22 protein-coding genes and 2 pseudogenes are annotated in these 23,445 nt (G+C 29.4%); 15 read left to right on the top strand and 9 right to left on the bottom strand.

Annotated features, from left to right (window positions below; translation table 11 throughout):
- Nucleotides 1-247: pseudogene (locus ACTTAT_RS06445) on the bottom strand (hypothetical protein); the annotation flags it as partial.
- A 10-nt stretch (nucleotides 248-257) separates the two neighbouring features.
- On the opposite strand from ACTTAT_RS06445, the gene ACTTAT_RS06440 reads away from it, so the two are divergent.
- Nucleotides 258-1,568, top strand: a complete 1,311-nt coding sequence (locus tag ACTTAT_RS06440) for a dihydroorotase (protein WP_440680217.1) — start codon at nucleotides 258-260, stop codon at nucleotides 1,566-1,568.
- Here the strand turns inward: ACTTAT_RS06440 and ACTTAT_RS06435 are convergent.
- Together ACTTAT_RS06435 and ACTTAT_RS06430 are read right to left on the bottom strand one after the other, a co-directional pair.
- The gene (locus ACTTAT_RS06435) at nucleotides 1,561-2,076 is read right to left on the bottom strand and encodes a polyhydroxyalkanoate synthesis regulator DNA-binding domain-containing protein (protein ID WP_440680216.1); all 516 of its coding nucleotides are present in this window, start codon (nucleotides 2,074-2,076) and stop codon (nucleotides 1,561-1,563) included. The genes ACTTAT_RS06440 and ACTTAT_RS06435 overlap by 8 nt on opposite strands.
- On the bottom strand, nucleotides 2,076-3,938 hold the full coding sequence (locus ACTTAT_RS06430; RefSeq protein WP_440680215.1) for a PHA/PHB synthase family protein: 1,863 nt from the start codon (nucleotides 3,936-3,938) through the stop codon (nucleotides 2,076-2,078). Before ACTTAT_RS06430 ends, ACTTAT_RS06435 begins: the two co-directional genes overlap by 1 nt.
- 186 nt (nucleotides 3,939-4,124) lie before the next feature.
- Between ACTTAT_RS06430 and ACTTAT_RS06425 the strand changes: the two genes are divergently transcribed.
- From ACTTAT_RS06425 to ACTTAT_RS06410, 4 genes are all read left to right on the top strand, one after another.
- The gene (locus ACTTAT_RS06425) at nucleotides 4,125-4,625 is read left to right on the top strand and encodes a phasin family protein (RefSeq protein WP_440680214.1); all 501 of its coding nucleotides are present in this window, start codon (nucleotides 4,125-4,127) and stop codon (nucleotides 4,623-4,625) included.
- A gap of 91 nt (nucleotides 4,626-4,716) precedes the next feature.
- Nucleotides 4,717-5,445: an acetoacetyl-CoA reductase gene (gene phbB / locus ACTTAT_RS06420; RefSeq protein WP_440680213.1), complete on the top strand. Its 729-nt coding sequence runs from the start codon at nucleotides 4,717-4,719 to the stop codon at nucleotides 5,443-5,445.
- Nucleotides 5,446-5,464: 19 nt separating this feature from the next.
- On the top strand, nucleotides 5,465-6,664 hold the full coding sequence (locus ACTTAT_RS06415) for an acetyl-CoA C-acetyltransferase (RefSeq protein ID WP_009360437.1): 1,200 nt from the start codon (nucleotides 5,465-5,467) through the stop codon (nucleotides 6,662-6,664).
- Between the two features lie 22 nt (nucleotides 6,665-6,686).
- Nucleotides 6,687-7,064 carry an MAPEG family protein gene (locus tag ACTTAT_RS06410; protein ID WP_440680212.1) on the top strand — a complete coding sequence of 126 codons (378 nt, stop codon included), beginning with the start codon at nucleotides 6,687-6,689 and terminating at the stop codon, nucleotides 7,062-7,064.
- Here ACTTAT_RS06410 and ACTTAT_RS06405 read toward each other — a convergent pair.
- Together ACTTAT_RS06405 and ACTTAT_RS06400 are read right to left on the bottom strand one after the other, a co-directional pair.
- Nucleotides 7,061-8,947 (bottom strand): propionyl-CoA synthetase, encoded by a 1,887-nt coding sequence (locus tag ACTTAT_RS06405; protein ID WP_440680211.1) that lies wholly within the window; start codon nucleotides 8,945-8,947, stop codon nucleotides 7,061-7,063. The two genes, ACTTAT_RS06410 and ACTTAT_RS06405, sit on opposite strands and share 4 nt — an antisense overlap.
- A gap of 72 nt (nucleotides 8,948-9,019) precedes the next feature.
- Nucleotides 9,020-9,976, bottom strand: coding sequence for an enolase C-terminal domain-like protein (locus ACTTAT_RS06400; protein WP_440680210.1), 957 nt, complete (start codon nucleotides 9,974-9,976; stop codon nucleotides 9,020-9,022).
- A gap of 36 nt (nucleotides 9,977-10,012) precedes the next feature.
- On the opposite strand from ACTTAT_RS06400, the gene ACTTAT_RS06395 reads away from it, so the two are divergent.
- The 5 genes from ACTTAT_RS06395 (at nucleotide 10,013) to ACTTAT_RS06375 (ending at nucleotide 13,530) form a co-directional block, all read left to right on the top strand.
- On the top strand, nucleotides 10,013-10,333 hold the full coding sequence (locus ACTTAT_RS06395; RefSeq protein ID WP_440680209.1) for a 2Fe-2S iron-sulfur cluster-binding protein: 321 nt from the start codon (nucleotides 10,013-10,015) through the stop codon (nucleotides 10,331-10,333).
- On the top strand, nucleotides 10,334-11,350 hold the full coding sequence (locus ACTTAT_RS06390) for an NAD(P)/FAD-dependent oxidoreductase (protein ID WP_440680207.1): 1,017 nt from the start codon (nucleotides 10,334-10,336) through the stop codon (nucleotides 11,348-11,350).
- Nucleotides 11,350-11,718, top strand: coding sequence for a bactofilin family protein (locus ACTTAT_RS06385; RefSeq protein WP_440680206.1), 369 nt, complete (start codon nucleotides 11,350-11,352; stop codon nucleotides 11,716-11,718). Before ACTTAT_RS06390 ends, ACTTAT_RS06385 begins: the two co-directional genes overlap by 1 nt.
- A 131-nt stretch (nucleotides 11,719-11,849) precedes the next feature.
- On the top strand, nucleotides 11,850-12,254 hold the full coding sequence (locus ACTTAT_RS06380; protein ID WP_440680205.1) for a LexA family protein: 405 nt from the start codon (nucleotides 11,850-11,852) through the stop codon (nucleotides 12,252-12,254).
- A complete protein-coding gene (locus ACTTAT_RS06375) occupies nucleotides 12,229-13,530 on the top strand; it encodes a Y-family DNA polymerase (protein WP_440680204.1) in 1,302 nt (433 codons plus the stop codon). Before ACTTAT_RS06380 ends, ACTTAT_RS06375 begins: the two co-directional genes overlap by 26 nt.
- Here ACTTAT_RS06375 and ACTTAT_RS06370 read toward each other — a convergent pair.
- Together ACTTAT_RS06370 and ACTTAT_RS06365 are read right to left on the bottom strand one after the other, a co-directional pair.
- Nucleotides 13,507-14,376 (bottom strand): glycosyltransferase, encoded by an 870-nt coding sequence (locus ACTTAT_RS06370; protein WP_440680203.1) that lies wholly within the window; start codon nucleotides 14,374-14,376, stop codon nucleotides 13,507-13,509. The two genes, ACTTAT_RS06375 and ACTTAT_RS06370, sit on opposite strands and share 24 nt — an antisense overlap.
- Entirely contained in the window at nucleotides 14,377-15,684 is a 1,308-nt protein-coding gene (locus ACTTAT_RS06365; RefSeq protein ID WP_440680202.1) for a glycosyltransferase family 39 protein, read from the bottom strand. It lies immediately after the preceding gene.
- 75 nt (nucleotides 15,685-15,759) lie between these two features.
- Here ACTTAT_RS06365 and dksA point away from each other — a divergent pair, with 75 nt between their 5' ends.
- Complete coding sequence (gene dksA / locus ACTTAT_RS06360) at nucleotides 15,760-16,176, top strand: RNA polymerase-binding protein DksA (RefSeq protein ID WP_009360427.1); 417 nt, start codon at nucleotides 15,760-15,762, stop codon at nucleotides 16,174-16,176.
- Here the strand turns inward: dksA and ACTTAT_RS06355 are convergent.
- Nucleotides 16,173-16,799, bottom strand: coding sequence for a glutathione S-transferase family protein (locus tag ACTTAT_RS06355; RefSeq protein WP_440680200.1), 627 nt, complete (start codon nucleotides 16,797-16,799; stop codon nucleotides 16,173-16,175). The genes dksA and ACTTAT_RS06355 overlap by 4 nt on opposite strands.
- Before the next feature lie 48 nt (nucleotides 16,800-16,847).
- Between ACTTAT_RS06355 and ACTTAT_RS06350 the strand changes: the two genes are divergently transcribed.
- The 4 genes from ACTTAT_RS06350 (at nucleotide 16,848) to alaS (ending at nucleotide 22,772) form a co-directional block, all read left to right on the top strand.
- Nucleotides 16,848-17,438 carry a 2-hydroxychromene-2-carboxylate isomerase gene (locus ACTTAT_RS06350; RefSeq protein WP_440680199.1) on the top strand — a complete coding sequence of 197 codons (591 nt, stop codon included), beginning with the start codon at nucleotides 16,848-16,850 and terminating at the stop codon, nucleotides 17,436-17,438.
- Entirely contained in the window at nucleotides 17,435-18,769 is a 1,335-nt protein-coding gene (locus ACTTAT_RS06345; RefSeq protein WP_440680198.1) for a TolC family protein, read from the top strand. The genes ACTTAT_RS06350 and ACTTAT_RS06345 overlap by 4 nt, the downstream gene beginning before the upstream one ends.
- A gap of 107 nt (nucleotides 18,770-18,876) precedes the next feature.
- The gene (gene recA / locus ACTTAT_RS06340) at nucleotides 18,877-20,007 is read left to right on the top strand and encodes a recombinase RecA (RefSeq protein WP_440680197.1); all 1,131 of its coding nucleotides are present in this window, start codon (nucleotides 18,877-18,879) and stop codon (nucleotides 20,005-20,007) included.
- Nucleotides 20,008-20,099: 92 nt separating this feature from the next.
- Complete coding sequence (alaS, locus tag ACTTAT_RS06335; RefSeq protein WP_440680196.1) at nucleotides 20,100-22,772, top strand: alanine--tRNA ligase; 2,673 nt, start codon at nucleotides 20,100-20,102, stop codon at nucleotides 22,770-22,772.
- Here alaS and ACTTAT_RS06330 read toward each other — a convergent pair.
- A pseudogene (locus ACTTAT_RS06330) lies at nucleotides 22,762-23,445 on the bottom strand (hypothetical protein); the annotation flags it as partial. The gene alaS and the pseudogene ACTTAT_RS06330 sit on opposite strands and share 11 nt — an antisense overlap.

Here is a 23,445-nt window from a genome sequence, read left to right as displayed (position 1 = left end):
GCTTTTCTATGAGATCATCAGATAAATAATCATCTATTATTATAAGAAATTTATTATCTATCTTTGATATAAAAAAATGACTTATAACTTTCCCTTGAGGTGATAATAAACAAGAATAAATAGAATTATTAGAGTTTATTTTTTTTACATCGTTAGTGATAATATTATTTAAAAAAGTCTCGGATTCATCCCCAGTTATTGAAATTACTCTTTTGTTTTCTAGGTTAGTTGTATAATTAGATCTCATTACTTTTATTATGTCATTATTATTAAAAAATGGTCAAGTTTGCTACAATGATGAGCTTCAAAACTTAGATATTTTAATTGAAGATAATAAGATTAAAAAAATAGATAAGAATATTCCAGATGGTCCACATGAAGTAAAAGATTGTGCTGGTCTTACAATTTTTCCTGGTTTTATCGACACTCATGTACATTTTAGAGAACCTGGTCATCCCAAAAAAGAAACCTTAGAGAGTGGAAGTAGGGCGGCTGTGATGGGTGGTATTACAGGAATATTTGAGATGCCAAATACTTCTCCAATAACAAATAATGCAGATGCGCTTAATGATAAGCTATCAAGAGCAAAAGATAATATGCATTGTAATTATGCATTTTATTTTGGGGCTACTAACGAAAATTCAGACAAATTAGATTTTTTAAAAGGCTTTGATGGATGCTGCGGAGTCAAAATGTTTGTTGGTTCTTCAACTGGTGATCTTTTGGTTAAGGACGATTTTTATATTGAGCAAGTTATTAAAAATTCACCAAGAATAGTATCTATTCATTCTGAAGATGAAGATATGCTTATGTCGAGAAAAAGTACAATTGAAGAGGGTAATGTTAAATCGCATTATAAATGGAGAAGTGTTGATTGTGCAGTTTCATCTACAAAAAAATTAATAGAACTTTCAAATAAATATAAAAAAAACATTCATATTTTACATATAACAACTAAAGATGAAGTTGATTATGTAAGAGATAAAAAACCAACGCACACAACTTTAGAAACAACACCGCAACATTTATCTTTATATGCTCCGGATATCTATGATCAGCTAGATACTTTTGCACAAATCAACCCCCCCATAAGAACCAAAGAACATAGTGATGGAATATGGAAAGGGGTAGAAGATAATTTGATTAGCATCATTGGTTCTGACCATTCTCCTCACACGATTGAGGAAAAAAAACAACCTTATCCAAAAAGCCCGTCTGGTATGCCAGGTACACAGACTATAGGATTAATAATGACTGATTATTTTTTAAAAGGTAAAATTAATTTAAAAAAATTAGTTGAACTTTTGTGCATTAACCCTTGTAAAATTTTTGGCATTAAAAATAGAGGAGCGCTTGAGGTTGGTCATATTGCAGATTTAACAATTTATAAACTTAACCAAAAATTTACTATAAAGGATGAATGGATAGAAAGTAATTGTGGCTGGACTCCATTTAATGGAGCTAAAATTGATGTCTCTCCCTCTGGAACAATTATTGGTGGAAAAATTGTAGTTTGGAATCAGGAACTAATTCTAAAAAGCTCTGGAAAGCCTTATAGTTTTAATTAACTTTTTCTTTATTTAATTTGTTTATTTCAGATTTTAGCTCATCAATTTGATTAGCTAATTCTGATATTTCATTTTCTTTTGATGTATTATTTTCAGCAGGAGGAGTCTCTTTTGCATCATTATTACTTGAATTATTATTAAAGTAAGCTTGAAAATCAAAAGGATTAAATTTCATAATTTTTTGAAAATTACTGTTAAAAAATTTGTTTGCATCAGCAAAATTCATAACGTTACTTAAAAAACCAAACATCTCTGACGATCTATCATTTTCATAAAAAAGAATAATTTGTTTTAAAAATTCCTCAGGAATTAAATTTGTACCAGTAGTTTCTCTTTCTAAAACGATTTGAGTTAAAATACTTGAAGTAATATCTTTTTTAGACTCAACATCCTTAATTTTAAATTGCTTTCCTTGTTTAATTAAAGAAACGATATCCTCTTGAGTAATATAAGAGCTAGTTTCAGTATTATATAATCTTCTGTTTGAGTATTTTTTTATTTCAATCATTATTTTTCTAATACGTATTTTCCAGGAGCTTTATATAGCTCTTTCAAATTATTTAAATTGATTTCATTAATATTTTTTAAATCACCAGAATATTGTTTTAACCAATCAGTCCATTTAGGCCACCATGATCCCTCAACTCTTTTAGAATTTTCTAACCATTTTTCTGAGTCTTTTTCAATTTTACTATTTTCAAAATAATATTGCTTGCCAGGTTTCGCACCTTTTCCTTGTATAATACCAGCAATATGACCTGAGTTTGCTAGAGTGAATTCAATATTACTTTTGTATTGAGACAAACCCATGAATACAGATTTCCAAGGAGCAATATGATCATCAGTAGTTGCAACATGAAACATTGGAGTAGAAATTTTAGACATATCTAAAATGTTTCCATCAAAATTATATTGTTTTTTAACTAATAAGTTATTTAAGTACATTGATCTTAAATAATCACTATGTAGAACTTCTGGTATTCTCGTAGAGTCACTATTCCAATATAGCATGTCAAATGCCGTAGGCTGATTTCCTTTTAAATAATTATTAATTACATAATTCCAGTACAGGTCACCAGGTCTCATAAAATTAAAGCATGCTGCCATATCTTTACCATCAAAGTAACCTTTGCCTTTCATTTGCTTTTCAATCATTTCGATTTGCTCTTCACTAATAAAAACACCAAGATCACCTGGCTCAGTAAAGTCAACAAGGCTTGTGAAGAATGTTGATGATAAAATTTTATATTTATTATTTTTTTGATTTGCCAAGTGAGCAAGAACCATTGATGTTAATGTTCCACCAACACAGTAAGATGCGGTATTTGCTCCATCTGATCCTGTTTCTTTGCAAACAAGCTCTAAAGCTTTTAGCACACCATCATTTATATATTCATTAAAACCAAAATCTTTACTATCTGCTTTTGGATTTTTCCAAGAGATTAAGAATGTATTTTGATTTTTTTCTAATAAATATTTGATCATAGATTTTTTTTCATTCAAATCCATGATGTAAAACTTATTGATAAATGGAGGGATAATAAGCATTGGTTTTTCAAACTGTTGCTTAGTTTCTGGAGAATAATGAATTAATTCAAAAACATTATTTTTAAAAATTACTGATCCCTTGGTATTTGCTATATTATCACCCACAGTAAACTCCTCGGCTGTTTGGGAGATGAACATTTTATTTGGGTGCTTTAGATAATCTTTTCTGAAATTCTCAAAACCTCTTACTAAGTTTTGAGCACCTTCTTTTATAGTTTGGTTTAATACTTCCGGGTTAGTTGCAACAAAATTTGTTGGTGAAAAAGCTGCATTGATTTGGTTGGTATAAAATTTAATTAATTTTTTTTGTTTTGGATCAATATGTTCTAATGAATCTACAATACTATCCATCATACGAGAAGTAAGAAGATAAAACTGTTTAATAAAATCAAAGAAAATATTTTCAGACCACTCCGGAGTTGAAAATCTTTTATCTGTTTTATTAGGTACTGCTATTGGATCAGCAGGCTTATTAGATAAACGCGAGATAAAATAAAAGTTTAAAGAAGTTATTTCTTGGATCCATTTATTAATATTTTGGTAATAAGCATCTGGCTTAGTCGTCATCTTACTTGAAATATCAAATAAAGAATTTGTGATCTTTGTTGTAGTTGGGTTAATTAAATTTAATAAATCTACTGGTGTAAAATTATCTTCATTTTTGTTGTTCTTTTTTTCATTCTGATCACCTTTTTTTGGCTCAGACATATTATTAATAAAATTATTATAAATTTTTAAGTTGTTTTCAAATATGTCGTTTAACTGATCAAAATTTGGTGTCTGAATTTTTGTAAAATCTGTTGTATTATTTTCTTTTTTCATTATTCACTTTCTTAAGGTTAAAAGCATATAAATATCTTTTATGAGCAAATGCAATATATTCTTTTACGTTGCAATATATTATTTTGCTTCGCACATAAAAATAAATCAATAAAATCAATAATTTATAATATATAAGGTTTTTATCTATTGAAATATTGCGCATTGCAATATATATCACTCTCAATTATGAAAGATAACACTAAAAATAAGGAGAACAATATGTTCAACGCTAACAATCCATTTGAAATGTTTGATTTTCAAAAAGTATTATCAGCAACAAAATTACCAAATGTAGATGTAAATTCTGCAAACTACATTGATGCTCAAAAGAAAACTCTTGAAGCAGTTGCTGGTGCATCTAAAGCTGTTTTCGAAGGTGTAAATGCTTTCGCAAGCAAACAAGTAGAAATTCTTAATACTGCTATCTCTAGCGCAAAAGAAGCTACTACTGAAGTTGCAAAAGGTAATACTCAAGATCAAGCAGCTAAATCAATTGAATTAGTTAAAAAAGCAATCGTAGAAGCACAAAAAAACGTTGCTGAATTATCTAAAATCAATGAAAAAACTGCTAACGAAGCATACCAAATTCTAAATACTAGATTTTTAGATGGTTTAACTGAGCTTAAAAAAGTTGTTTCTGAAGAAACTGCTAAAGCTACTGTTAAAGCTGAAACTACTAAAAACTAATTTTAGTACTTATCTACAAGGTTAGGTTTCTCCCCCAGATTTTATATCTAACCTTGTAGTAATTTAAGAAAGTAATATAAGCGTTTTCACAATGACAAATAGATTAGCACTAGTAACAGGTGGCACAAGAGGAATTGGTGCTGAAATTTCAAAAAAATTAAAAGATGACGGATATGAAGTTGTTGCAAGTTATATTGGAACACCAGAAGGTCCAAATGAATTTTCTAAAGAAACTGGAATTAAAGTTATAAAATTCGATGTTTCTTATTATGAAGATTGCGTTAAAGCAATTAAACAAATTGAAGAAGAGTCTGGAAAGACAATCGATATTTTAGTTAATAATGCAGGTATAACAAAAGATAAATTTTTACATAAGATGTCTGTAGAAGAATGGAACGCTGTAATTAATATTAATTTAAATTCAATGTTTAATGTAACAAGAAATGTTATTGAAAACATGAGAGCAAAAAAATTTGGTAGAATTGTTTCTATCAGTTCTATTAACGGTGTTAAGGGCCAAATGGGCCAATCAAATTACTCAGCTGCAAAAGCTGGTATCATAGGTTTTACAAAAGCTGTTGCACAAGAAAATGCAAACAAAGGTGTTACTGTTAATGCGATTGCACCTGGTTATGTTGGAACAGATATGGTTAAAAAAATTGATCCAAAAATATTAGAAAGTATCGTAGCTCAAATTCCCGTTGGAAGATTGGCTGATCCAAAAGAAATTGCTTCACTAGTAAGTTACTTGTGCAGTGATGAAGCAGCTTTTATGACTGGAGCAACTTTAAATATTAATGGCGGTCAACATTATCAATAATTTAATTAGGAGAAAATGAATGTCAGATAAAACTAATATCGTAATTACAAGTGCTTTTAGAACTGCAATCGGATCTTTTGGTGGTTCTTTGGCTTCACAAACTGCACCTCAACTTGGAGCAGAAGTTATTAAAAGATGCATGAACCACTCTCATTTAAAAGCAGATGATGTTGATATGGTTTACATGGGCCAAGTGTTAACAACTGGCGCTGGACAAAACCCAGCAAGACAAGCAGCTATTCACGCTGGAATTTCAAAAGATAAAACTGCAACTACAATTAATCAGGTGTGTGGATCAGGATTAGCCTCAGTTGCCCTAGCTTATAACTCACTATTGTGTGGTGATGGAAAAGTTATGGTTGCTGGTGGTCAAGAAAGCATGAGTAACGCCCCACATTTTGCAAATTTAAGAAATGGCATCAAAATGGGTCCTGGCACTTTAACAGACAGTATGATCGTCGATGGTTTATGGGATGCTTATAATAATTATCATATGGGTATCACTGCTGAGAATGTTGCTGAAAAATATAAAATTTCTAGAGAAGATCAGGATACTTTTGCGTCATCATCTCAAAGAAAAGCAACTGAAGCAATTAATGAAAAGAAATTTAAAGATGAAATTGTTCCAATTAAAGTAAAAATTAAAAAACAAGAAAAAACATTTGATACAGATGAATATCCAAAATCAGATACAACAGTTGATAAATTATCTCAATTAAGACCTGCGTTTAAGAAGGATGGTACAGTTACTGCCGGTAACGCTTCTGGAATTAATGATGGCGCTGCTGCAGTTGTATTAATGACTGCCGAAGAAGCAAAGAAAAGAAAAATTGAACCTTTAGCTAGAATAGTTTCATGGGCACAATGTGGAGTAGATCCATCAATCATGGGAACTGGTCCAATACCGGCTTCAAAAAAAGCTTTAGAAAAAGCTGGTTGGGGCGAAGACCAAGTCGATTTAGTCGAAGCCAATGAAGCATTTGCAGCACAAGCAATCTCAGTAAATAAAGAGCTTGGTTTTACTGCCGATAAAATAAATGTAAATGGTGGCGCCATTGCTCTTGGTCACCCAATTGGTGCATCTGGTGCTAGAATTCTTGTATCTTTAATTCATGAGATGCAAAAAAGAAAAGTTAAAAAAGGTTTAGCAACTCTTTGTATTGGTGGTGGTATGGGTATCGCTATGTGTATTGAAAGAGACTTTTTAAATCACAAATAAAATTTAATAAGAATAATAGTTAATGTGTAATAACATTTATTATGTAACTATCGGCCTATTATTTATTTTTATTGGATTATCTTTTAATGCCGCTTACACTAGGAGAAAATCTGGATTAGCAATAGGAGAGGGTAATAATGAAAAACTAATAAGAGCAGTAAGAGCTCATGGAAATTTTTCAGAATTTACTCCCATGTTTCTTATTAGCTTGATTATAGTTGATCAGTTATCAAAAAATTGTGATTACGTTGCTTGCTTAGGATCAATATTTATTCTTGGTAGAGTTTCTCATGCTGCAAGTATGTTTTTAAAAAAAGGTATTTTAAGAGTTGTTGGTATGATGATGACGATGATACCTTTAGTAAGTAATTTGATATATTTAGTTATTTTAGTATTTTAAACTATACCTGCAGATTTGAGAGACTGCGTAATTTCATCTAATATTGCTGGATCATCGATTGTTGCTGGCATTTTATATTCCTCTTTATCCGCAATTTTTCTCATTGTCCCTCTTAATACTTTTCCAGATCTAGTTTTTGGAAGTCTTTTGATTACAATTGCAGTTTTAAAAGCCGCAACTGGTCCTATCTTTTCTCTAATCATTTTTACACATTCTTTTTGAATATTTTCTGGTGTTTTTGTAACGCCTGCTTTTAACACTACCAATCCAACTGGCATTTGACCTTTGAGTTTATCTGCTATTCCAATAACTGCACATTCTGCAACATCAGGATGTTCAGATAAAACTTCTTCCATAGAACCCGTTGATAATCTATGTCCTGCAACATTAATAATGTCATCGGTTCTAGACATAATCCAAACGTAACCATCTTCATCAATATGACCTGCATCGTAAGTTTGGTAATATCCAGGATAAGTAGTCATATAATTTTCTTCATATCTTTTGTCAGCATTCCAAAGTGTTGGAAAAGTACTTGGCGGCAAAGGAAGCTTAACACAGATATCTCCCATCTCTCCAGGTTTAGCCTCACTACCATCTTCTTTTAAAACTTTAACATCATAACCAGGAGCTGGTTTTCCAGCAGAACCGTATTTGGTATCGAATAATCCTAATCCTTTAAAGTTACCAGAAATTGTCCAGCTTGTTTCAGTTTGCCACCAATGATCAATGACTGGTTTTTGTAATAATTTTTCTGCCCAGTGAATAGTATCTGGGTCTGCTCTTTCCCCAGCTAGATACAAAGCTTCAAAGTGAGATAGATTGTATTTTTTAAAATACTCACCATTTGGATCTTCTTTTTTAATTGCTCTAAATGCAGTAGGAGCAGTAAATAAAGTTTTAACTTTATACTCTGAAATTATTCTCCAAAAAGCACCAGGGTCTGGTGTTCCAACAGGCTTTCCCTCAAAAACTACAGTCGTACATCCATGAAACAAAGGACCATACACAATATAAGAGTGACCAACAATCCAACCAATATCACTAGCCGACCACCAAACATCACCTGGGTTAATGTCATAAACATTTTGCATCGTCCATTTTAATGCAACAATGTGACCCGCTATATCTCTTAAAATTCCCTTTGGAACTCCAGTTGTTCCGGAGGTATATAAAATGTATGCTGGATCATTTGCATCACACTCAACACATTCTGCATGATCAGCTCCATCAATAAATTTATTCCAATCAACAAAATCTTCAGCTAAATCAATTTTATGAGCATCTCTTTGAAATATTACAACTTTTTCAACTTTATGTTTTGCCTCTTTTAAAGCATCCTCAAGTAGCGGTTTATAGTCCACAGTTCTTCCAGGCTCTAAACCACAAGATGCAGATAAAATAACTTTTGCACCACTATCATCTATACGACTTGCAAGTTCATTTGATGCAAATCCACCAAACACAACACTATGAACTGCACCAATTCTTGCACAAGCTAACATAGCTTGAATGGCTTCAGGTATCATTGGCATATATATGATGACACGGTCACCTTTTTTTACACCTTGTCTTTGAAGTCCACCTGCAAGTTTTGCAGTTGCATCTTTTAATTCTTTATATGAAAATTTTTTCTTCGTATTAGTCATTGCACTATCAAAGATTAGTGCAGTCCTATCTCCATTTCCTTCCTCAATATGTCGGTCTAAAGCATTATAGCATGTATTAATCTTTCCACCTTTAAACCATCTGTAGAAAGGTTTTCTTTCGCAATGAACTACTTTGTCAAATTTTTTAATCCATTTGACTTGATCAGCAGCTTCAGACCAAAACTCATCTGGATTTGATAGTGAATGATTAAATGTTTCTTGATATTTACTCAATTTATTTTCCCTTCTAATATTTTAATTAAAAATAAAATTAAAATCAAAGATAATGTGTTTTACACCGCAACATTAATTGTGCCCAAAATTAAAGCTTTTGTTATAAATCAAATTATCTTTTTTATATTTTAAACCAAATTTATAATCTTGAGATAAAAACATTGCTCCATCAAGATCAAGTACGTTGCAATATTTTGCAAATCGAAGAGAAGGTATAATTGATAATGAGCTACTTACCATACATCCTAAAAATATTTTTAATTTATTTTTACGAGCATATTTTATTGCTTTCATAATATCCTTCTCAGTTCCAAATTTATCAGGTTTAATATTTATCCATTTATAAATTTTTTTAATATTTTTAATATTTTTATTTAAATGAAAACTTTCATCTGCGCACAAAGGTAAATTACTTTTTAGCAGATGATCTTTATTTGATTTCAAGGGCTGCTCTATAAATAAAATATTATATTGTTTTAATTTTTTTTCATTTGCTCTTAAAAAAGATAACGACCAACCTTCGTTAGCATCAATTATAATCTTACTTTTGGTAGAATATTTTTTGACAATATCTAGATAGTTAAAAGTATTTTTTTCATTTAGTTTAATTTTTAGATATTTAACATTTTTATATTTGATAACTTGTTTCTTAAATTTTTTTTCATTGACTATAGGAATAGTTATTGCGGTTTTGAATTTTGTATATTTTACAATTTTTTTAAAAGGAATTTTTTTTTCTTTTAATTTTAAATCGTAATAGGCATTTGAAATTGCATTTCTTAGAGACAAAAATTTTATTTCATTAAGATGATTAATATTTTTATTACTTTTTAAAATTTTTGTTATTTTTTCTAATTTATCACCATATCGGGTGTAAGGAACGCACTCTCCGTGTCCAAAAATATTATTTTTTTCTACTTTAATTTTCAATGTTTTTATTGATGATTTTGAGCCTCTAGAAATTTTAAAAGCTTCTTTTAGTTTAAACTTTTTATTTTCATAACTGATAGTGTGGCTTTTGTACTTCATTGTTGTTTTATAAATATCTATGAATATAAAGTCCCTATGCCAAAAGTCACTTATATCGAACATAATGGAACTCAGCACGAAGTTAGCGTTGAATCAGGGCTTTCTATTATGGAAGGGGCAGTTCAAAATGGTGTTCCAGGAATTGATGCAGATTGTGGGGGAGCATGTGCGTGTGCGACTTGCCATGTTTATGTTAAAGAAGAGTGGATAGATAAGTTATCAGAGCAAAGCGATAGTGAAAAAGATATGTTAGATTTTGCTTTTGAAACCAAAAGTAATAGCAGGCTAAGTTGTCAATTAATATTAGAAGATAAGCACGATGGTATTGTGGTTAATCTTCCAGAGAAACAAGGCTAGATGATTAAAACAGATGCAGTCATTGTAGGAGCAGGTCCAGTTGGTTTGTTTGCAGTATTTGAACTTGGAATCATGGGTTTAAATGCTCACGTTATTGACAATCTAGATAAAGTTGGCGGTCAATGTATTGAGCTTTATCCCGATAAACCTATTTATGATATTCCAGCATTACCTGAGTGCACTGGTGAAAGTTTAACTAAAAATTTACTTAAACAAATAGAACCATTTAAAACAAATTTTCATTTAAATCAGAGAGTTGAAAAGTTAGAAAAGAAAAATAATCATTGGTTGGTAACCACAAGTGATCAAGTTCAATTTGAAACTCCAAATATTATTATAGCAGCAGGCGTTGGTTCATTCGAACCAAGAAAACCTCCAATTAAGGATATTGAAAAATTTGAAAGAACAAACTTATTTTATTCTGTAAAAGATAAAAATAAATTTAAAGATCAAATTGTTTGTATCTTTGGAGGAGGAGACTCCGCTTTAGACTGGACGGTTGAACTTTCTAAAATTTCGAAAAAAATTATTTTAATCCATAGAAGAGAAGAGTTTAGAGCTGCGCAGCATACAGTTAACCTTGCTAGAGAATTAGAAAAAAATGGAAAAGTTGAAATATTAACTAACTATCAACCAGTTAATTTTGAAGGTAATGATAAAATAGAAAAAGTTGTATTAAAGCATGATAGCGGAGAGCAAAAAGAAATTTCTGCTGATAGTGTATTAGCTTTTTTTGGTTTAAAAATGGAACTTGGCCCAATTGCCAATTGGGGCCTAGATTTAGAAGCAAAATCTTTAAAAGTGAATACTCAAAACTTTGAAACTAATGAAAAAGGCATATTTGCTATTGGAGATATTTGTACTTATCCTGGAAAGCTAAAACTTATTTTAAGCGGATTTCATGAAAGCGCTTTATGTGCTCAAGAATGTTTCAAAAGAGCAAGACCAGATGAAAAATATGTTTTTAGATTTACAACATCATCTAGCGATATACAAAAAAGATTAGGTGTTAAATAATGATTAATTTTTTTAAATCACTTTTTTATTCCAAGGAAACCAAAGAAATTAATATAATTTTTCCAAGCAAGCCTAATATTTTTAATTGTAATGCTGATGTAGAGTATGATGGTAACTTATTTTTCAATGGCACTATAAATGGAAATTTAACATGTAAATTTCTTAAAATTGGACCAAACTCTTTAGTTGCTGGAAATATTAATTCAGATTGGGTTTTTGTTTTAGGTGAGGTTAAAGGTGATATTGTTGCAAATAGAGTTGCAATAGGTCCATCCGCAAAGGTTCATGGTAAAATTTCTTACAACTCCATTAGTATCGAACCTGGCGCAACTATTCTTGGAAATTATTTTAAAAGAAAAGCCTCATAGTTTTTATTCACATTTAAGTACCGTTTAGGTTTAAATGTTCTCTATTTGATTCTGTTCTGATTCAGCTCTGGACTCAAAATACAACCTATAATTTAGTTGAAATATTTGTAAAAAAAGAACAAAATAAGAACATGAAAATTGATGAAAAGTTACCAATTATTCTTCAAAAAGTATGCGCTGGATTTCCTTCTCCTGCAACAGATTATTTGGAGGATGAAATAAATCTTAATGAAGAATTAATTTCAAATAAAGCATCAACTTTTTTAATAAGAGTTTCAGGTCATTCAATGGTTGAAGATCATATTTATGATGGAGATGTATTAATCGTCGATAAAAGTCTTAATGTTAAACACAACTCAGTTGCAGTTCTTAATTATCAAGGACAACTTGTAGTTAAAAAAATTGTAAAAAAAAATAATAAATTTTTTCTAATTTCTAAATTAGGTAATCATAACCATTTTATTGAAATCACTGAAGATAATGAAACTCAAGTTTGGGGAGTAGTAACTTATGTCATACATAAAGTTAAAAAATAAAAATTCAAAAAAAATAGCACTAGTTGATTGCAATTCATTTTATGTTTCTTGCGAAAGACTCTTTAACCCAAGAATAAATAACCTTCCTGTTGTTGTTTTATCTAATAACGATGGTTGCGTTATATCAAGATCAGTAGAGGCAAAAAAAATAGGAATAAAGATGGGAGAGCCTTATTTTAAAGTTAAGCATTTAGTTAAATCTCATAAAGTCCAGGTATTTTCTTCTAACTATGCACTATACGGAGATATTTCAAGAAGAGTAATGCATGTTCTAAAAAAGTTTTGCCCAACAATTGAAATATATTCGATTGATGAAGCTTTTTTAGATTTAAGTTTAATAAAAGATGAGGATCTAGAAAATTTTATTAGTGAATTAAGATTTATAATATTAAAATGGACAGGTATCCCTGTAAGTATTGGTGTTGCAAAAACAAAAACATTATCAAAAGTTGCAAATCATATTGCAAAAAAAGAAAAAATCGGAATTAAAAGTTTTATTTTGAATAATGAAAAAGAAATTGACGGTTTATTAAAAAATTTTCCAATTGAAGATATTTGGGGAGTAGGTAGAAAAATATCTAAATTATATAAAAGCAATAATATTAAAAGTGCTTATGATTTAAAAGATGCAAGTAATACATGGATAAAAAAAAATACAAATGTTCTTGGTTTAAAAACAGTTATGGAGTTAAGAGGGATAAATTGTATAGGGTTTGAGTCTAATTCAAATCCAAGAAAAAATTGTTGTGTATCAAGATCATTTGGCAGAAAAGTATTAGATTATGATACATTAAAGGAGTCTATTGTTGCACATTGTTTAAATGCTGCTGAAAAAATTAGAGTTGATAGACAAGTAGTAAAATCAGTAATTGTTTTTATAAGAAATAGTCCTTTCGATAAAAGTGAAAAGTTTTTTTCTAGATCTAAAAAAGTAGATCTGCCAATACCCAGCGATGATAGTATTTTGTTAACAAAAGTTTGTATTCAATCTTTAAAAGAAATATTTTTAAAAGGTCCTCGTTATCAAAAAGCTGGTGTGATTTTTTCAGGATTATCAAGAAAAGGAAAATATGATGAAGGTTTATTTTCATATAAAAAGAAAGAAAAGTCTCAAAGTTTAATGAAAGCAATTGATAAAACAAATTTTAAATTTGGAAGAAATATGATTACAGTTGCAGATACCGGATTTTGTAATAACTGGAGAATGAGAAGGGGGCATTCCTCAAAGATTGATACTTCTAGTTATGATTTCTTACCGACTATAAATATCAGATAGGCTTTTAATATTATTAAGGCAGTTATTTAATTTTTTAATATCATCATCTAAAGCCAAACAAATAATAAAAAACAAAAACATCCAACCAGCTAATGATGGGATAAGAAAATAAGCAGAAGAATAATAGGCAAGCAGTCCAAAAATAAGAATTACAATGACTACCCGAATAAATATATTCTCTCTAAATACTGTTGAAATTCTAAAAGAATGTAAAAGAAGTGCTAAAATACTCATTTTTGAAGGCCCAAAATATCTCTCACCTCTAATAGATTGAATGGCAGAAAATTGAGGAAAATGCTTGGTAACAGCACCAGAGAAGCTTAACCACACAGATCCATCAGATAAAAGTTTTGAAACAGCATTTTTTGATAAACACGTATAATTACCAAATTTAATAAGCTTGCCGGTAATAAGATGAGTAAAAATTTTATGCATAGAGTATAAAAATTTAAATAAAAAACTTTCACTTCTTTTTATTCTAGTTGCAGTGATCACTTCTGGTTGTGTTTCTTGAACTTGGTTAAAGAAATCTTTTAATTCTTCAGGCCTATCTTCTCCGTCACCGTCCATTGGAATGATGTAATCATATTCTAAATTTTCTTGGCAATATTTTAGACCAGTTGCAATCGCTTTTCGATGTCCGCCATTTTTAATTAAATTAATAATTTTTACAGAATTAATTTTTGAAAATTTTTTTTGATTATTATCAAAACTTTCAGTTGAAGCATCATTGACAATTATAATGTCAATAGTTTCATTATTTATCTGTAAATCAATATTTTCAATTAATTTAAAAACAGATTGCCAATCATTAAAAACAGGAATTAAAATAATATATTTTTTCATTTATTTATAATTGTCAGATATCAATTCTTTTAAACTAAATGAGGCAGGTCCATTTTTACCTTCTGCTGATATTATTGTTAAGTTGGTATCTGTGATTTCACATTTTGGTCGATATTTTAAATGATAGCAAAGGTTACCAGCAATCCATTCATTTCCAGCCACACTCATAACATTATTATATTTTAATTTTATTAAACTTCTTTCAACTTCTTTAGCAATTTCCTTTCCTTTGTAATCAGTTCTTTTGTTAGTTTGTGAAATCGAAACATAGCCGTATAGAAAAGGAGAAAGTAAAAATAAAAAAATAAAAATGAAGTTAAAAGACTTAAGTTTGTTGATATCTATATAATTTTGAAAAAGATAAATAAAAAATGTTCCAATAAATAAATAAAATGGAGTCATCCACATTGTTCTAATTTTTGCACCCATTATTACAGAAGTAAAAAATATTAAAACTATTGGTAATATTGTAATAGATAATAAAAATAAGAGATTTTGATCTTTAAAAGGAAAATTAGTTTTTAGACTTTTGGTTAAAATAAATAAAAGAATAAAAAAAGGAATTAAAATTCCAATTTGCTTTACTAGAAAAGTTAATGGTAAAATAATATGATCAAGATAGTTTTTAATTTCTCCCGTTCTTTTTAGACCATAAGTGATTGTGATATAATTATTGTCTGTTAACCAAATTAAATGGGGAGTTAAAATTAATAAAAATATTATTCCCGGAATAATGTAATTAATTTTAAAATTATTTTTTTTTATATAAAATATGTAAAAAACTTTAATTCCAATTAATAAATAAATAAAAAGATATTTTGACAAAAACCCAAAAGCGGCAACAATTCCAAGAATTACATAATCTTTTGCAAGATTATCTTTAAGGCATTTATAAGCATAGTAGGCGGTCATTGCCCAGAAAGGCAGCATACATACATTCACATTAAATTCTGGAGTCGTAAAATTATAAAAAAAAATACCTTCTAATAATAAAACAGATAATAGCGCATGTTTCTCCGTGTTAAGTATTTCTTTAGATAATTTAAATACAAAATAAAAAGCTGAGATAACAAACAGCTGACTTAAAAAATAATATACCCAATCTTGTGATCCAAAAATTTGATAAAATATTTTAACTGCCAAAGCGCTCAAAGGAGGGTGTTTGTTAAAACCCCAATCTAAATTACTTCCCCAAGCTAGTGCCTCAATTGTATCAAGAGGTAAATTGTGATTTGTAATACTTGGTATTAGTGTCCAAACTGCAAAATGTGTGAGTAAAAAATAGTGAAATAGTCTATTAATTGCCATTATTTAGTTTTTATAATTATTCATATTAATTGACACTAAAAATATGAAACATATATTCCTTCGATTAAATTAAATATGCCAACAAAAATTTCAAAAACTTACGTACCTTCAGCAAAAGAAAAGTATATGTGCGCTAAACATAAAGCTTTTTTTAGAAAAGCTCTTGCTGAATGGAAAAACGATTTAATAGAACAGAATAATAGAATTATTTTTGGCAACGATGATGACAATGCAGCTTCTGCAGATGTAGTGGATCAAGCAACATCTTTTACAAGCAAATCAGTTGAAATGAGAACTGTAAATCGTCACAAAAAACTCATGAAAAAAATAGATTCTGCTCTTCAGAAAATTGAAGATGGTACTTACGGATATTGTGAAGAGACAGGAGAAGAGATTGGTTTAAAAAGATTAATTGCCAGACCGATTGCAACAATGACGGTTGAGGCACAGGAAAGACACGAAAAACAAGAAAAAATTTTCGCCGACGATTAAGGTTTTGGAATAGTTTCACCTCTATTCATAAAATCATATCCTTTAATAACCGCTTTTCTTTTTGAAATTAATTCAAACCAACGTGTAAGATTTTTAAATTTTTTTAATCCAATATCATGAATTTCATGTCTAGCTACCCAAGGGAAAGTTGCAATATCAGCTATCGTATATTTTGAACATGCCAAATACTTTGATTTAGCTAATCTTCTATCTAGGTCTTTATATATCTGAGTTGAAATTCTAAAATATCTTTCTTCTCCAAATTTACTTTTTCCATGATTATAATGATGAAACTGGTGATGCTGCCCAAACATTGGACCTACGTATGCCATCTGAGCCATTAGCCATTGTAATATTTTTAACCTGTCTTTTTTATCGTAAAATTTTTTATATTTTTCTCCAAGATAAATAAGTATGGCACCAGATTCAAAAATTGTTTTTTTTGTTTTCAAATCTCTTAAAACTGGAATTTTGTTAAATGGACTAATTTTTGAAAATTTAGGACTAAATTGGTCTCCTTTTAATATATTAATTTTAGTTACTTTATATTTTAGGTTTAATTCTTCTAATAAAATAGACACCTTTTTTCCATTGGGTGTATCGGCACTTAAAAGTTCAAACATAATTTTATATCCAATTTTAGTCAAAGGTATATATAGCAGAAAAATAATATGAAAATAAAATATTACTATAGTATTGCGTCACCATTTTCTTACTTAGCAATTGATAGGTTTATTAATTTAGTTAATAAAAAAAATATTGAAGTTGAAGAAATGCCTTTTGATCTTGTAGGTCAAGTTTTTCCAAATACTGGTGGAGTTCCAGTCCCAAAAAGACATCCATCAAGATTAAAATATCGTCTAGTTGAAATTGAAAGAATTGGAAAAAAATATGGAGTTAGCATAAATTCTCAACCAAAATTTTTTCCACCTTCTGATCCTCATTTACCTGCAAAATTTACAATAGCAGCAATTCAACTTGGAAATAAATTAAGCTTTGGAAAAGAATGTTTAAAATATTTATGGGCTAATGAAAAAGATATATCTGACAAAAAAGTTTTAGAAGAAATTTGTAATAATTTACAATTAAATTTTAACGAGGTTGAAGTACTAGCTAATAGTGAGAAAGTGGAAAAAATATATTCTGAAAATTCAAATAATGCGATCAAAGAAGATGTATTTGGTGCCCCAACCTATATCTATGAAGATGAGTTATACTGGGGTCAAGACAGATTAGACTATTTAGAAGATAAAATTAAATGAAAATCTTAAAGCAGTTTTTAGTTTTTAATATAGTTTTTTTTATAATAGGTGGAGTTGCATCATCAGAGGATTTGTTTCAATCTTTAATTTCCACTTATATAAATAATAAAGAACTTAATTCTCAACGTGAAAAAGCCAAAGCAGTAAATGAAGAATTAATACAATCTTATGCAATATTAAAGCCTTCGATTACTGGAACTTTTTCTCAATCTGATGATTTAAATGAAGGGCAAAAAAATCAATCAGGCTCTTCGATTGCAGATAGCAACCTTCAAACAAAAAAGAAGGCAATAAAAGTTGAACAAAAAATATTACAAGGCATACCTAATATTTTAGCATCAAAAACTGATGTGAAGATATCAAGTAATGAACTTAAATTTGTTGAGCAAAATGTTCTGCTTAAAGCTGTAACCGCTTATACTTCTGTTCTGGCCTCTAAGAAAAGATTAGATATCACCAGAGATAATCTCGATCTTGCTGACAAACAAGTCGAATTAGATAAAAGCAGGTATGAAAGAGGTGCAATTAAATTATCTGATCTTGCACAATCTGAATCTTCTTTAGCAGATGCAAAAGCAAAATTTATAAGATCGGAAAACAGTTTCACAGTATCTGAAAAAGACTATGAAAATATTATCGGATATTTACCAAAAAATTTAGAAACGATAAAAAATCTTGATTTAAATTTACCAAAAAGCTTAGAGGAAACTTTGGAATTGGCTTCTTTAAATAACCCCGAACTATTAATTTCAAAGCTTAATTTTGAGAAATCTAATTATTTATTAAAAGGGGCAGCAGAAAAATTTGCACCTAAAGCATCTGTTTCATTTGAAGTATCCGAGAATGAAGATGTTAGCTCTACTATAAGCGAAAGGGATCAGTCTCAATTTGAAGCAAAAGTAGAAATCCCATTATATTCTGGAGGTAAAAATTATTCATTTTATCAGCAAAAAAAAGCTCTTAAAGTTAGTGCAGAGCTAGATTATCAAGATAAGCAAAATGAAACTAAAAAAAATGCAACTAATGTTTGGTCTGAATATCAGTTAAAAAAAAGCGAGTTAAATTTAGCCAAAGCACAATTGCAAGCGGCCGAGATTGCATACGAAGGTATTGTTCAAGAGTATGAAAGTGGTACTAGAGATACTTTGGATGTGCTAAATTCTAGATCACTTTTATTAATAGCTAGACTTAATTTTATTGATGTTGAAAGAGACGAAATAATTTCAAGATTTAAACTATTGCAAGTAACAGGTAATTTAACTGCTCTACATTTAAAACTTGAAACAAAACAAATTAATCCAAAAGCCAACTGGATTAGGCATATTTTTTAATTAAATATAATAAAATCAATAACTTATTTAAATTATTGTAAATGAGAACAAAATATGTACATTTTTCATATTGAGTCGTTTAAAAAAATTGAACAAAAGGATGCATAATGACTAAAAGTAATTTGAAAGTGGTGAACAGCCCAAAAGAATTAGATAAAGATAAACAAAAAGCTCTAGAAGCAGCTATTGGACAGATAGACCAAAATTTTGGAAAAGGTTCAGTAATGAAACTTGGTCAAAAAGATCAAGCATTAGATATTGAAGCTATTTCAACGGGTTCTTTAAGTTTAGATATTGCTTTGGGAATTGGTGGATTGCCAAAAAGTAGAATAGTGGAAATTTATGGTCCAGAGTCATCTGGAAAAACTACTTTGGCTTTACAAGTGATTGCTGAGGCACAAAAGACAGGCGGAGTTTGTGCGTTTGTGGATGCTGAACATGCATTAGACCCAACATATGCAAGAAAATTGGGTGTAGATACTTCTGAATTATTAATATCTCAACCTGATACAGGGGAACAGGCGTTAGAAATTGCAGATACATTAGTTAGGTCTGGCGCAGTATCAGTTTTAGTTGTTGATTCAGTTGCAGCCTTAACACCAAGAGCAGAATTAGAAGGTGACATGGGCGACACACATGTAGGTTTACAAGCAAGATTAATGAGTCAGGCTTTAAGAAAACTTACAGGTAGCATCTCTAAATCTAATACTATGGTTATCTTTATTAACCAAATTAGAATGAAGATTGGTGTAATGTTTGGAAGTCCAGAAACAACTGCAGGCGGTAATGCTCTTAAATTTTATTCATCTGTAAGAATGGATATAAGAAGAATTGGTGCCATTAAAGAAAAAGATGAGATTATTGGTAACCAAACAAGAGTAAAAGTTGTCAAAAATAAAGTTGCACCACCATTCAAAGTAGTAGAGTTCGATATAATGTATGGTGAAGGAATTAGTAAAATGGGTGAATTAATTGACCTAGGTGCTAAAGCAAATATTATCGAAAAAAGTGGTGCATGGTACTCTTATAAAGGAGAAAAGATTGGCCAAGGAAAAGAAAATGCAAAGCAGTATTTAAAAAATAATGTGAATATTGCAGCTGAAATTGAAATGGCAATCCGTGCAAATGCTGGCTTAATAAGTGAAAAGCTTGAAGGTAACCCTATTACTAAAGAAAAAACTGAAGAGGTTAGTGAAGTTACTGATAAGGTAAAATCAGCTGATAAGAAAAAAGATTAAATAATTAACCATCTCTTTAAGGCGCTATCTATAAATGATAGCGCCTTTTCCATTACTAGACATATACAGTAAAAGTTGTAATTATCTTAGAAATGAAAAAAACTCTAAGAGATACAAGAGAAACTTTTAAAAATTTTTTTAAAAAGAATGGTCACAAAGTAATAAGTTCTAGCCCACTTATTCCGCAAAATGATCCGACTTTAATGTTTTCAAACTCAGGTATGGTTCAATTTAAGAATGTTTTTACAGGGGTTGAAAAAAGGGATTATAATCGTGCAACCACTTCACAAAAATGCGTAAGAGCTGGTGGAAAGCATAATGATCTCGAAAATGTTGGATATACACCAAGACACCATACTTTTTTTGAAATGTTGGGTAATTTTTCCTTTGGCGATTATTTTAAAGAACAAGCAATTGCATATGCCTGGGAATTAATAACCAAAGACTTTGCTCTACCAAAAAATAAATTATGTGTAACTGTGTTTTCAGAAGATCAAGAAGCATATGACTTATGGAAAAAAATTGCAGGTTTTAGTGAAGATAAAATAATTAAAATTCCTACATCTGATAATTTCTGGTCAATGGGCGAGACTGGACCATGCGGACCATGCTCAGAAATTTTTTATGATCATGGCGAACATTTATTTGGAGGTCCTCCAGGTTCAAAAGACGAAGACGGGGATCGTTTTATTGAAATTTGGAACTTAGTTTTTATGCAGTATGAGCAAATTACAAAAGATAAACGAGTTAATTTGCCAAAACCTTCTGTTGATACAGGTATGGGTTTGGAGAGAATGGCTGCAGTATTGCAAGGAACTCACGATAATTATCAAATTGATTTATTTAAAAAATTAATTGATTTAAGTGCTGATATTACAAAAACACAAATTAACAATGATACCATTCCAAGTCATAGAGTAATTTCTGATCATTTAAGAGCTTCATGTTTTTTAATTGCAGATGGGTTAATGCCATCAAATGAAGGTCGTGGTTATGTGCTACGAAGAATAATGAGAAGAGCAATGAGGCACGCAAATACTTTAGGCTCAAAAGATCATGTTCTGTCAAAAATGATAGACCATTTAATAAAGGAAATGTCTTCAGAGTATAACGAGTTAGATAGAGCTAAAGATTTAATTAAAGAAACTATTATAAATGAAGAAGAAAAATTTCAATCAATGTTAACAAATGGAATGAAAATTATACATGATGAAAAAAACAAAATTAAAAACAATACATTAAGTGGAGAAGTTGCATTTAAATTATATGATACTTATGGCTTTCCATTAGATTTAACTGAAGATTATTTCAAGCCTTTAAAGATCAAAGTTGATACTGAAAAATTTAATCAATTAATGGATCAAAGAAAAGCTGAAGCTAGAAAATCTTGGAAAGGCTCAGGATCTGATTCAATTGAAAAAATATGGTTTGATTTGAAAGAAAAATTTGGCGCAACAGAATTTGTTGGATACAGTACAAATAAAACTGAAGCTAAAATTTTTTCTTTAATCAAGAGTAATGTCGAAGTTGAAACAGTTTTAGAAGGAGAGCATGTTTTTGTAGTAACAAACCAAACTTGTTTTTATGCAGAATCAGGAGGTCAAATTGGTGATACTGGATTTATAAAAACTGAAAGTGGTTTATTTGAAGTTTCTGATACACAAAAATTTTTTAATAGTTTTTTTGTCCATATTGGAAAAGTAAAAGGAGGTAAAATTAATATTAATCAGGATGCCGTACTTGAAGTTAATCTAGATAGAAAACAAAAAATAAAAGCCAACCATTCTGCCACACACTTATTGCATGCTGCTTTGAGAGAAACTTTGGGAAACCATGTTGCTCAAAAAGGTTCTTATGTTGGCCCTGATAGATTGCGTTTTGATTTTAGTCACTCAAAACAAATTGATCAAAATCAGCTTAAAACTGTAAATAAAAGAGTTAATTATTTTATTGATAAAAATGATTTAGTTGAAACAAAATTAATGTCACCTGAAAAAGCAATAAAAGCTGGCGCGATGGCTTTATTTGGAGAAAAATATGGCGAAGAAGTAAGAGTAGTTTCAATGGGAAAACATGAAAACATTTCTTTTTCTCTAGAGCTCTGTGGTGGAACTCATGTGCATTCTACAGGTGAAATAGGAAAATTTATGATAATAAATGAAAGTTCAATTGCTTCAGGAGTGAGAAGAATTGAAGCCTTAAGAGATAAAGAGCTTGAAAAATATTTAGAGAATAAAGCATTAGATCAAAAAAACAAAATTATAGAGCTTGAAAGTAAATTCACTGAAATTTTAGAAGAAATAAAATTAAATGGAGGTAGTATTGAAAAGTTTAAAGATTTTGATGAACAAAAAATATTGTCAGCATCTAATTATTTAAAAGAGTTAAAAATAAAGAATACTTTATCTGATAAAAATAAAAATATTATTAATATAATTAATAAAAATAATATAAATTTTTATAGTCAAATACTGATTGATTTTCCTTCAAAAGAAATAAGGAAACTTGTTGATGAACAAAGGAAAAATGACAGTAAAATAGTTTTTATTTTTTCATTAGATAAAGAAAAAACTTCAATAGCTGTTGGAGTTTCTGATAATTTAACAGATAAATTTAATGCATCTGATATTGTTAAAAAACTTTCATCTTTTCTAGGTGGAAAAGGCGGAGGAGGAAGAAAAGATTTTGCTCAGGCTGGTGGTAAAAAATCATCAATAAGTAAGACTAATTCGTGCGTAGCAAAAATTATAGAAACTATAATTTAGCTTCTATAAATTTAATAATTTCATCACTAGTTATCTTATCCATTGCATCATAATTATCACAATTATATGAAAAAAAATTATTTCTAAGTGGTTTAAATTTTTCAGCATTTCCAGGATAAAAACAAAAAGTTTTACTTTTTGATAAAGCTAATAAATGCGCCACTCCATTATCAATACTAATATTAAAATCCATTTTATCTGCTAATGCCACCAATAATTCTGGTGATTTAAATTCGGTTTCGACATTATGTTCTGGAAAAATTGCATTTGGTATATTTTCTTTAATTAAATTAATCATATCTTTATTATTTTCTTGAATGAAAAAAACAGGTAAATACTTTTTGGCAAAGTAATTTATAGTTTTAATCATCTGTATTTTATTAAATTGTTTTTTTCTAGTTTTGTGGCCTGCCACTAAAGATAATCCAAAGTATTTTTTATTATTTGGTAACAATGAATCTGATTTTTTAACACATTTATGATGAATATTTATAGTATAATTTAATTCAATATTTTTATTTGTGACAATTTCTAAAAATTTCACCACTCTAGCTATTACTCCTTTACCTTTATAATTATTTTTTATTTTAGGATTGCAAAAAAAATAATTAAATGTCGGAGAAAAAAAATATTTATGTGGAATATTTTTATATATTAATAAATTTCTTAGTTT

The sequence above is a fragment of the Candidatus Pelagibacter sp. HIMB1517 genome, from assembly GCF_052047895.1.
Lineage (GTDB): Bacteria > Pseudomonadota > Alphaproteobacteria > Pelagibacterales > Pelagibacteraceae > HIMB114.
The sequence above is the reverse complement of the archived record's forward strand: the minus strand, read 5'-3'. Positions and strand labels throughout refer to the sequence as shown.

What these genes read in the sequence shown, in the direction of transcription:
- ACTTAT_RS06440 (WP_440680217.1), top strand. Translation starts at nt 258, where the DNA reads ATGTCATTATTATTAAAAAATGGTCAAGTTTGCTACAATGATGAGCTT.
- ACTTAT_RS06435 (WP_440680216.1), bottom strand. Translation starts at nt 2,076, where the DNA reads ATGATTGAAATAAAAAAATACTCAAACAGAAGATTATATAATACTGAA.
- ACTTAT_RS06430 (WP_440680215.1), bottom strand. Translation starts at nt 3,938, where the DNA reads ATGAAAAAAGAAAATAATACAACAGATTTTACAAAAATTCAGACACCA.
- ACTTAT_RS06425 (WP_440680214.1), top strand. Translation starts at nt 4,125, where the DNA reads ATGAAAGATAACACTAAAAATAAGGAGAACAATATGTTCAACGCTAAC.
- phbB (WP_440680213.1), top strand. Translation starts at nt 4,717, where the DNA reads ATGACAAATAGATTAGCACTAGTAACAGGTGGCACAAGAGGAATTGGT.
- ACTTAT_RS06415 (WP_009360437.1), top strand. Translation starts at nt 5,465, where the DNA reads ATGTCAGATAAAACTAATATCGTAATTACAAGTGCTTTTAGAACTGCA.
- ACTTAT_RS06410 (WP_440680212.1), top strand. Translation starts at nt 6,687, where the DNA reads ATGTGTAATAACATTTATTATGTAACTATCGGCCTATTATTTATTTTT.
- ACTTAT_RS06400 (WP_440680210.1), bottom strand. Translation starts at nt 9,976, where the DNA reads ATGAAGTACAAAAGCCACACTATCAGTTATGAAAATAAAAAGTTTAAA.
- ACTTAT_RS06395 (WP_440680209.1), top strand. Translation starts at nt 10,013, where the DNA reads ATGCCAAAAGTCACTTATATCGAACATAATGGAACTCAGCACGAAGTT.
- ACTTAT_RS06390 (WP_440680207.1), top strand. Translation starts at nt 10,334, where the DNA reads ATGATTAAAACAGATGCAGTCATTGTAGGAGCAGGTCCAGTTGGTTTG.
- ACTTAT_RS06385 (WP_440680206.1), top strand. Translation starts at nt 11,350, where the DNA reads ATGATTAATTTTTTTAAATCACTTTTTTATTCCAAGGAAACCAAAGAA.
- ACTTAT_RS06380 (WP_440680205.1), top strand. Translation starts at nt 11,850, where the DNA reads ATGAAAATTGATGAAAAGTTACCAATTATTCTTCAAAAAGTATGCGCT.
- ACTTAT_RS06375 (WP_440680204.1), top strand. Translation starts at nt 12,229, where the DNA reads ATGTCATACATAAAGTTAAAAAATAAAAATTCAAAAAAAATAGCACTA.
- ACTTAT_RS06370 (WP_440680203.1), bottom strand. Translation starts at nt 14,376, where the DNA reads ATGAAAAAATATATTATTTTAATTCCTGTTTTTAATGATTGGCAATCT.
- ACTTAT_RS06365 (WP_440680202.1), bottom strand. Translation starts at nt 15,684, where the DNA reads ATGGCAATTAATAGACTATTTCACTATTTTTTACTCACACATTTTGCA.
- dksA (WP_009360427.1), top strand. Translation starts at nt 15,760, where the DNA reads ATGCCAACAAAAATTTCAAAAACTTACGTACCTTCAGCAAAAGAAAAG.
- ACTTAT_RS06355 (WP_440680200.1), bottom strand. Translation starts at nt 16,799, where the DNA reads ATGTTTGAACTTTTAAGTGCCGATACACCCAATGGAAAAAAGGTGTCT.
- ACTTAT_RS06350 (WP_440680199.1), top strand. Translation starts at nt 16,848, where the DNA reads ATGAAAATAAAATATTACTATAGTATTGCGTCACCATTTTCTTACTTA.
- ACTTAT_RS06345 (WP_440680198.1), top strand. Translation starts at nt 17,435, where the DNA reads ATGAAAATCTTAAAGCAGTTTTTAGTTTTTAATATAGTTTTTTTTATA.
- recA (WP_440680197.1), top strand. Translation starts at nt 18,877, where the DNA reads ATGACTAAAAGTAATTTGAAAGTGGTGAACAGCCCAAAAGAATTAGAT.
- alaS (WP_440680196.1), top strand. Translation starts at nt 20,100, where the DNA reads ATGAAAAAAACTCTAAGAGATACAAGAGAAACTTTTAAAAATTTTTTT.